Here is a 7,958-nt window from a genome sequence, read left to right as displayed (position 1 = left end):
ATCTAGAAAAAAGTAACTTGTATTTTAACTTGGAATATATAAAAGGTGTTCCGTGGTTTGAAGGGGAAAAAAATAATGATTTAAGTCCTTATAACTATGAATATGATAGGTATGACTTAAATATCTATTGGCAAAAAAATTTTAATTTAGCTCAAAAATTATCTTTTATTTATAACTTAAATATAGGAGGAAGTTACTCAGAGGATCGTCTTCTAAGTTTTAATCAATTTACTATAGGTGATGAATATACCGTGAGAGGTTTTAAAGAGTATTCTGCATCTGGAAATAAAGGAATTTATATGAATAATACATTAATATATACAGATTTATATAAAATAAGTGAAAAACTTAGCTATATATATCCTTTTATTGGAATGGACTTTGGGATGTCTAGGGATAAAGATTTACCAAATTCAGACAAGTTGGTAGGGATGGCTATAGGAATAAAAATAGAATCTAATAATGTAAGTAGCTCGTTAACATATGGAATACCTCTAAAAACAAGCTCTGGAATATTGAAGGAAAAAAATCCAATTTATTTTAGTTTTTCATATAAATTGTGAGTAGGGGATATAAAAGAGACATTCTAAGTATAAAATCCTCTCATACTAGAAAACTATGGAGGAATTAAAAATCTATGAATAAGATATCGACATTTTTATTGTTAGGAAGTTTAAGCACGCTATCTTTAGCTGATGGAAATTTAAACTTGAGAGTTGGTGCTGACATACATTCTAAATTTGACTCATTAGGAGTATATTCTAGTGGAGATACAGAGGATTATGGGTATGAAGTTGGATTGGAATATATGAGACCAATTACAGAAAAATTAGAATTAGGACTTGGAGTGGCTTATCAAAAACATGCTAAAGTATCTGGTAAAAAATCTGAGTTTAGCGAATGGAATGGTACAATTGAAAGTGAATATTCAAAGGGATATGATGATTTTCAAGGATATGACAGTGTTCCAGTATATTTGACAGGAAAGTATATTTTAACTAAAGAGTGGACATTTAAACCATATATAAAAGCAAGTTTAGGTTACTCATTTAATTTTGGAAGTGATGACGTTAAGTATTCGGATGGTGTCGAACATGAAAACGAAGCTACAGATACAAATTTGGGAGGTCAAACTTTTGAAACATATAAGTTATCTACAGATACAAAAAATGGATTGTATTATGCAGCAGGAGTGGGAATCGAATACAACTCATTATCTTTGGAAGCTTTATATCAGGTGAATGAAGGGAAATTAAGTATAGGAAATAAAGAGTACAATGCTAATTATGAGAGAGTTTCATTAATTTTAAATTATAAATTTTAAATTGGAATCAGTAAATCATTTTTAAAGAAAGAAATCAATATAGAAAAATTAGGAGGAAATATAAAATGAAAAAAACAATAGCTTTAATGACATTAGTATCATCACTTTTATTTGCAAAAGGAGTAAACGATATCTTGGAAGATAGAATTGAAAACGAGTTAGTTCTAAAAAATGTAATCCAAGTATCAAACTATAGAGTTGATTATGATGTGGATATATATGGAAATCAAATGAATTTAGAAGTTGAGTTTGATGGAGTGAATGAACCAAAATTAGATTATAACAGCATTGCACTAAAAGCTGTGGAAGCTTCAAGAAGTGTAGCTCCTGATATAGACGATATCTACGTTGTTATCAAGTTTGACCCTATGATGGGAGAAGATAAGATTTTATTTTCAAAGACATATTCAAAATAAAGAATGAAATGAAAAAGGTGCCAAAGAAAAATTTTGGCACCTTTTTAGATTTAATTTCTGTTTGTTTTTCTAGCTATTTTAGGGAAGATAAGTCCAAGTCCAACCAAAGCAATCGGTGTTAAAATATTAAGAGTAATCTGGAAAAACCACTCTGAACTAAATCTTTCAATATTTTTAGGAAAGATACCCATTAAACACGCAAAAGCTGTAAATATAAAACACCAGATTCCAACTGCAGTTGCAATTTTATCATTTTTAATAAACTTAAATCCAGAGCTATCGCTTAGAGTTTTATTTTTAATTAATCCTCTAAGCCCAATATAAGCTAAGAATACCCATAGGTATCTAAGTGGCATAACGATTGAATTTAGGTCAAGAAGCCAGTTGTAGAGATTGTTCATATCCCCAATACCAAATGCTGGAATTATAATTAGGATTCCAACAAGCACAGCTGTTAATTTATATCCGTTAATAGGTGCTCCATTTTTATTTGTTTTTGTAAATGTAGCTGGTATAAAGTTTTTATCCCCTTCCCCAATCAATATTTTAAGTGGAGCGTCAATAGAGAACATAAGTGCTGATACCTGAGATAGAGTATTAGCCACAGCGTATAAAATCATAAGGGTATTTCCTATACCATAGTATTCACCTAAAAGTTTAAAAGCGTAGTATTGACCATTCATTTTCAAATCAGTTGGAATATTTTCGCTGTTAAACATAATTCCCATGGCAAATGAACCAAGTAGGGCTGACATTCCAACCATAGCAGCAAGTGCTAGCATCCCTTTAGGAAAGTTTTTATGAGGATTTTCAACATCTTTAACATATGGAGAGATTTTTTCGCATCCACCAACAGCAAATACCAACATAGATATAGTAGTAAAATATGCAAAGTCAAATTTAGGTATAAATGTTGAGAATGACCAGTCAGATGTAGCAGTTTTTATATTCATAAGTGTTGGTGCAGCAACAGTTAATAGGATATATAAAATTCCCATGAAAAACATAGATGTTCCAGCAAGTGCTCCAACTCTTTTTAAAGAGTTCATTCCTTTAGATGAGAGCCAAAGAAAAAGTAAAAAAATCCCTAAAACAATGGTTTGTAAAAATAGGGGATTGAAAGATTTTATCATATCTCCATTTTGAAAGAAAACCCAACTTAGTGCAACTAATGCACTTTGAGGTTTTTGTGCTAAATATGGGATATGAACAACCCAATATGTCCAACCAGCAAGATAAGCTATCATAGGACCATAAGTTGACCCTATCCAGCTTGAAACTCCACCTGCTTTGTGATCAAATACTGATCCCATTTCACCAACCATAAGTGCATATGGTAAAAAATAGAGAGAAAGAATTAATAACCAAGAAATTACAACTGTTAGACCTTGATTTGCATAGTTGTTAACAACATTACCAAATCCCCAAACAATTGTGAAGCCCATCATAGCTAACATACGCCAATTTAATTTTTTTGATTCCATGTAAATAAGTACTCCTTTTGTTTTGTTAAATATTTCACTTTCATACTTGAAATTTTACATTAAGTAAATATAAAAATCAAATATTTTTTTCTTATATAGTAGAATGAAAAGTATTTTTCAAAATATAAACTGTTAATTTTTTTCAAAAAAATGTGAAAAAGATTATGAATTGAACAAAAAATGTTTTATATGTACAATTTGATACATAAAAAGTATTAAGGGGAGGGTGTTAAATGACTACTAAAAATAGAATAAGTATGTGGGAATTTTTCCAAAGTTTAGGAAAAACATTTATGTTACCAGTAGCTTTATTGGCAGCAATGGGAATTTTATTAGGGATAGGTGCAGCTTTTACAGGTGGGACAACAATAGAGATGTTTCCATTTTTAGGGAATGTTTTTCTACAAGGGATATTTAATTTCATGATAAAAATTAGCTTGGTTGCTTTTTCATTTTTACCACTTATGTTTGCCGTAGCAATTCCATTGGGAATGGCTAGAGAGAACAAGGAGATTGCAGCTTTCGCAGGGCTTATGGGTTACATAGCAATGCAACTTGGAACAAATTTTTATTTGAGTGAAGCTGGACTGTTAAAATCTGTAGATACAAAAATGGTGATGGGAATTCAAAGTATTGATACAGGTGCACTAGGGGCTTTAATATGTGGAATTATAGTATTTTTTATTCATGAGAAGTTTCAGCATATTGAGTTGCCGGATGCACTTTCATTCTTTGGAGGAACTAGATTTGTAGCTATAGCGACAGTTTTGATAATGTCGGTAGTCGGACTGGCAGTTCCGATAGTTTGGCCTTTCTTTGCATTGGGAATAAATAAGGTAGGAGCTATTATCAGTGGAGCTGGACCATTTGGACCATTCTTATTTGGTGCTGGAGAGAGATTGCTTCTTCCATTTGGTCTTCATCATATTTTAGTTGCGACGATAAGGTTTACTGAGGCTGGAGGAACTTACATAACTTCAGCAGGAGAAACAATTCACGGAGCATTAAATATATTCTATAATCAGTTTGCACAAGGTGCTAACTTTGTTTCCCCAGAAGCGACAAAATTTTTATCTCAAGGTAAAATGCCAACATTTATGTTTGGACTTGCGGGAGCGGCTTTAGCAATTTATAAGTCAGCATATTTAGAAAATAGAAAAAAGATAAAGGGCCTTTTGATATCGGCAGTTGTGGCATCAGCAGTGGGTGGAATAACTGAGCCGATTGAGTTTATATTTCTATTCATTGCACCAGTTCTTTATATTTTTCATGCAATAATGACTGGACTTGGATTCATGGTGATGGGGCTTTTAAAGGTTGCTATTGGTAATACTGACGGAAATATAATAGATTTTTTAGTATTTGGAGTATTTCAAGGATTTTGGACAAAATGGTTTTACGTAATTCCGGTGGGAATTATTTGGTTCCTAATATATTATTTTGTATTTAAGTGGTATATAGTAAAGTATGATGTTCCAACTCCGGGAAGAGATAATTCAGCTCAGGCACAGGGCGCTGTTGAAAGTGGAGATATTGCAGGATATACAGCTAAGGTTATGTTAGAGGCTTTGGGAGGAAAGGAGAACATAGTAAGTTTAGATAACTGTATAACAAGATTGAGACTTGTAGTTAAGGATACAAATAAAATCGATATAGAGGCAGTTAAAGCAGCCGGCGCAGTGAACGTAGTAAAATTAAACGATACAAATGTACAGGTTATAATAGGACCAAAAGTTCAAGTATTAAAAAAGCAGTTACAAAAGCTAATGTAATAAGTTGGGGGAAGTGATTCCCCCCTTTTATATAGAAAATATTGGGAGGACTTATGAATTTTGATGAAATTATAAATAGAAAAGGGACTTACTGTACTCAATGGGATTATATAGAGGATAGATTTGGTGCTGGAACAAAGGACTTAACACCATTTTCTATCTCAGATACAGATTTCAAATGTCCTCAAGAAATTTTAGATGCAATAATAGAAAGGACAAAACATGGAGTTTTTGGATATTCACGTTGGAATCATGAAGATTACAAAGGAGCTATAAAAAATTGGTACAAAACTAGATACTTTACAGATATAGAAAGTGATTGGATTGTGTACTCACCGAATGTAATATATAGTATAGCTATGTTACTGGAAGAGTTAGTTGGAAAAACTGGAAAGGTTATGACTCATACACCAAAATATGATGGATTTACAAAAATTTTAAAGTATTATGATTTATTTGAAATAACTTTAAAAGAGAATGAAAAGGGAGAGTTTTATACAGATTTTTTAGCTATTGAGGAGGGATTTAAAAAAGGAGTTAAAGTATTTTTACTTTGTAATCCTGAAAATCCAACTGGAAAAGTTTGGAAATATGGAGAGTTGAAAAAGCTTATAGATTTATGCGAAAAATATGATGTAATTTTAATTTCAGATGATATTCATATGGATATTGTTAGAGCTAAGGTGACGCCAGTATTAAAAATAGATACGAAACAATGCTTAATCGTGAGCTCTCCATCAAAAACATTTAATACTCCATCTCTTGGAGGATCATATGCAATAATTCCCCAAAATGGTATTAGAGAAAAATTTATAGCACATTTAAAAGAAATGGATTCCCTATCATCCCCAACAATTTTTGGTGTATTATCTACAATAGTTGCATATAATAACTGTGGATATTGGGTGGACGAATTAAACAACTATTTGACTAAAAACTGTGAGTACGTAGAAAAAGAGTTAAACGGTTTTCATGGAATTAGAGCTAATATTCCAGAGGGAACATATCTCATGTGGATAGATTTGAAAGGTTGTAATATAGATATGACAGAGTTTAAAAAGGCACTTATTGAAGAGGGAAAAGTGGCGATTATGTCTGGAGAAACTTATGGAGATAAAGACAGAATACGTTTAAATGTGGGAGGTCCATTGTCAAAAGTTAAGGTGGCTGTTGAAGGGATAAAAAGAGCTATTGAAAAAGTGAGGTAAGAAAGCTATAATATCTTAGGTGATATGGATGAGTTTAAAAAGAAAAGAGTTAGAGGTGTTAAAGCTAGTAAATGTTGGAAAAACAGTGGATGAAATTCTTTTTCAAATGGAGACGAGTGAAAGAAATTTAAGATATATAATTGAAAATTTGAATTTTTATTTAAAAAAAATCTTGAATAAAAAGATTGAAAAAGACAGAAAAAAGCTATTAATTTTTGTAAATGAGAATGAATTAAATAGATTTTATGAAGAAATTTACAAAAAGCACTATATATTAGATCAGAAGGAAAGGGCAGAGTTTATACTTATGACCTTTCTTTTTGTAAGAGATATAAGGCTTAGTTCGATAGAGGAAAAGTTAGGTATAACAAGAGCTACTTTAAAAAAAGATATAGATATTTTAAATGAGACCTTAAAAAAATATAGTTTAAAATTGGAATTAGAAAAAAATAGATATTCCATAATTGGTAACGAAAAAAAATTGAGGCATTTAAAAGCTACAAGGTTTTTAGAGTATGTTAATTTAAAAATAACTCCTCTGGATACAGTTTATATTTTTCAAAGTATAGATAAAAATTTACTAGAAGAACTAAGAAAAGTTATATTGCGTATAGGAAAAAAATTCTCTGTAGAGTTTCAAGATGATTTTGTAAAACTTATGGAGATATTTTTATATGTTTCAATAGAGAGAGTGAATCAAGGACATATTATAGATAGAAAAGCCAATTATAAATTTTTGATTAATACCATTCATTATGAAATAGCTAAAAATAGTTTGAAAAAATATTTAGATAAAAATTTAAGTTATGAGTTAGTTCACATAACAGAGTATTTTATTAGCGGTGGAGTAACAGAAAATATAGAGGAACTAAAGGAAAGTGTTGAAAAATATTTGAATGGATTGACTTTAGCTTTAGCAAAAAAATTGAGAGTTCTTTAAGTTATGAAGAACTTAACTCAAAACTCGCAGCTTATCTAATACCCGCTATATACAGGCTTAGAAATAATTTTAGTATAAAAGAAAGAGGGGAGAAAGATGAGATTTTTACTTTAGTGGAGAAATATTCTAAAGATGAGAGTTATTTACCAGAAAAGCTGACTGAAAATGAAATTTTTCATATAGCTAAAGAGATAAAGAGTTACATGGAAAATGAGAAGAGTAGAGTAATAAGTTTAAAGACTATTTTAGAAATTGTAGAAAAAAATAGTGAGAAAGTGAATAAGAAAAAGTTAGTAGAAGATTTGTTAGAGAGGTATGGTGACATTATAAAAAAAGATTTTTTGTAAATAATAATAAAAATCAAATCAGGGGGACCACAAGTATTCCCCCACCTATTAAAAATTAGAGATTAAAATCTAATTTAATAATTTCTAAATCTTCAAAGTCAAAATTAAACTCTGTAAAAACACCAATGGTTTTTACGGAGTTATTTTTTTTAAAAGTTTCAAAATAATAAAAGTTGATAAAATCTTTTATAACTACATTGTATTTATATTCCAATTGATTTTTTAAATTTTCAAGAATATATTTTGGGATATCTTTATATAGAACAATAATCTCTTTTTTCTCTCCTTTTTCGTTATTAAGCATAAAAAAAATGGCTATAATATCACTAAATGAGATATTGCAATAGTGGTATTTCAAAGCATTAAATAAAGAGATACACCTGTCCATCCTATTACTATCTATATTTAGAGTAAGAAAAGAGAAATCTTGCATAGGGACATAGTATTTTTGCTTACTAAAAAATGCA

Annotated in this window: 9 protein-coding genes; 7 read left to right on the top strand and 2 right to left on the bottom strand. The window is 30.3% G+C overall.

What is annotated here, in order from left to right; genetic code table 11:
• From ACWI69_RS11225 to ACWI69_RS11215, 3 genes are all read left to right on the top strand, one after another.
• Window positions 1–563: ShlB/FhaC/HecB family hemolysin secretion/activation protein (locus tag ACWI69_RS11225; RefSeq protein ID WP_448821927.1), on the top strand; the 563-nt coding region annotated here is incomplete at its 5' end.
• Between the two features lie 74 nt (window positions 564–637).
• Window positions 638–1,324 carry an outer membrane beta-barrel protein gene (locus tag ACWI69_RS11220; RefSeq protein ID WP_448821926.1) on the top strand — a complete coding sequence of 229 codons (687 nt, stop codon included), beginning with the start codon at window positions 638–640 and terminating at the stop codon, window positions 1,322–1,324.
• A gap of 65 nt (window positions 1,325–1,389) precedes the next feature.
• Complete coding sequence (locus tag ACWI69_RS11215) at window positions 1,390–1,740, top strand: hypothetical protein (protein WP_448821925.1); 351 nt, start codon at window positions 1,390–1,392, stop codon at window positions 1,738–1,740.
• Window positions 1,741–1,790: 50 nt separating this feature from the next.
• On the opposite strand, the gene ACWI69_RS11210 is transcribed toward ACWI69_RS11215, so the two are convergent.
• Window positions 1,791–3,224 carry an amino acid permease gene (locus ACWI69_RS11210; RefSeq protein ID WP_448821924.1) on the bottom strand — a complete coding sequence of 478 codons (1,434 nt, stop codon included), beginning with the start codon at window positions 3,222–3,224 and terminating at the stop codon, window positions 1,791–1,793.
• A 233-nt stretch (window positions 3,225–3,457) separates the two neighbouring features.
• On the opposite strand from ACWI69_RS11210, the gene malX reads away from it, so the two are divergent.
• The 4 genes from malX to ACWI69_RS11190 all read left to right on the top strand — a co-directional run bounded on the left by malX (window position 3,458) and on the right by ACWI69_RS11190 (window position 7,491).
• Window positions 3,458–4,996, top strand: coding sequence for a maltose/glucose-specific PTS transporter subunit IIBC (gene malX / locus ACWI69_RS11205; protein ID WP_448821923.1), 1,539 nt, complete (start codon window positions 3,458–3,460; stop codon window positions 4,994–4,996).
• Between the two features lie 53 nt (window positions 4,997–5,049).
• A complete protein-coding gene (locus tag ACWI69_RS11200) occupies window positions 5,050–6,204 on the top strand; it encodes a MalY/PatB family protein (protein WP_448821922.1) in 1,155 nt (384 codons plus the stop codon).
• 28 nt (window positions 6,205–6,232) lie between these two features.
• The gene (locus tag ACWI69_RS11195) at window positions 6,233–7,144 is read left to right on the top strand and encodes a helix-turn-helix domain-containing protein (protein ID WP_448821921.1); all 912 of its coding nucleotides are present in this window, start codon (window positions 6,233–6,235) and stop codon (window positions 7,142–7,144) included.
• A 113-nt stretch (window positions 7,145–7,257) separates the two neighbouring features.
• Window positions 7,258–7,491: a hypothetical protein gene (locus tag ACWI69_RS11190; RefSeq protein WP_448821920.1), complete on the top strand. Its 234-nt coding sequence runs from the start codon at window positions 7,258–7,260 to the stop codon at window positions 7,489–7,491.
• Between the two features lie 55 nt (window positions 7,492–7,546).
• On the opposite strand, the gene ACWI69_RS11185 is transcribed toward ACWI69_RS11190, so the two are convergent.
• Window positions 7,547–7,958: hypothetical protein (locus ACWI69_RS11185; RefSeq protein ID WP_448821919.1), on the bottom strand; the 412-nt coding region annotated here is incomplete at its 5' end.

It is taken from the genome of Cetobacterium sp. (genome assembly GCF_977044495.1).
This window is presented reverse-complemented; position numbering and strand designations above follow the sequence as displayed.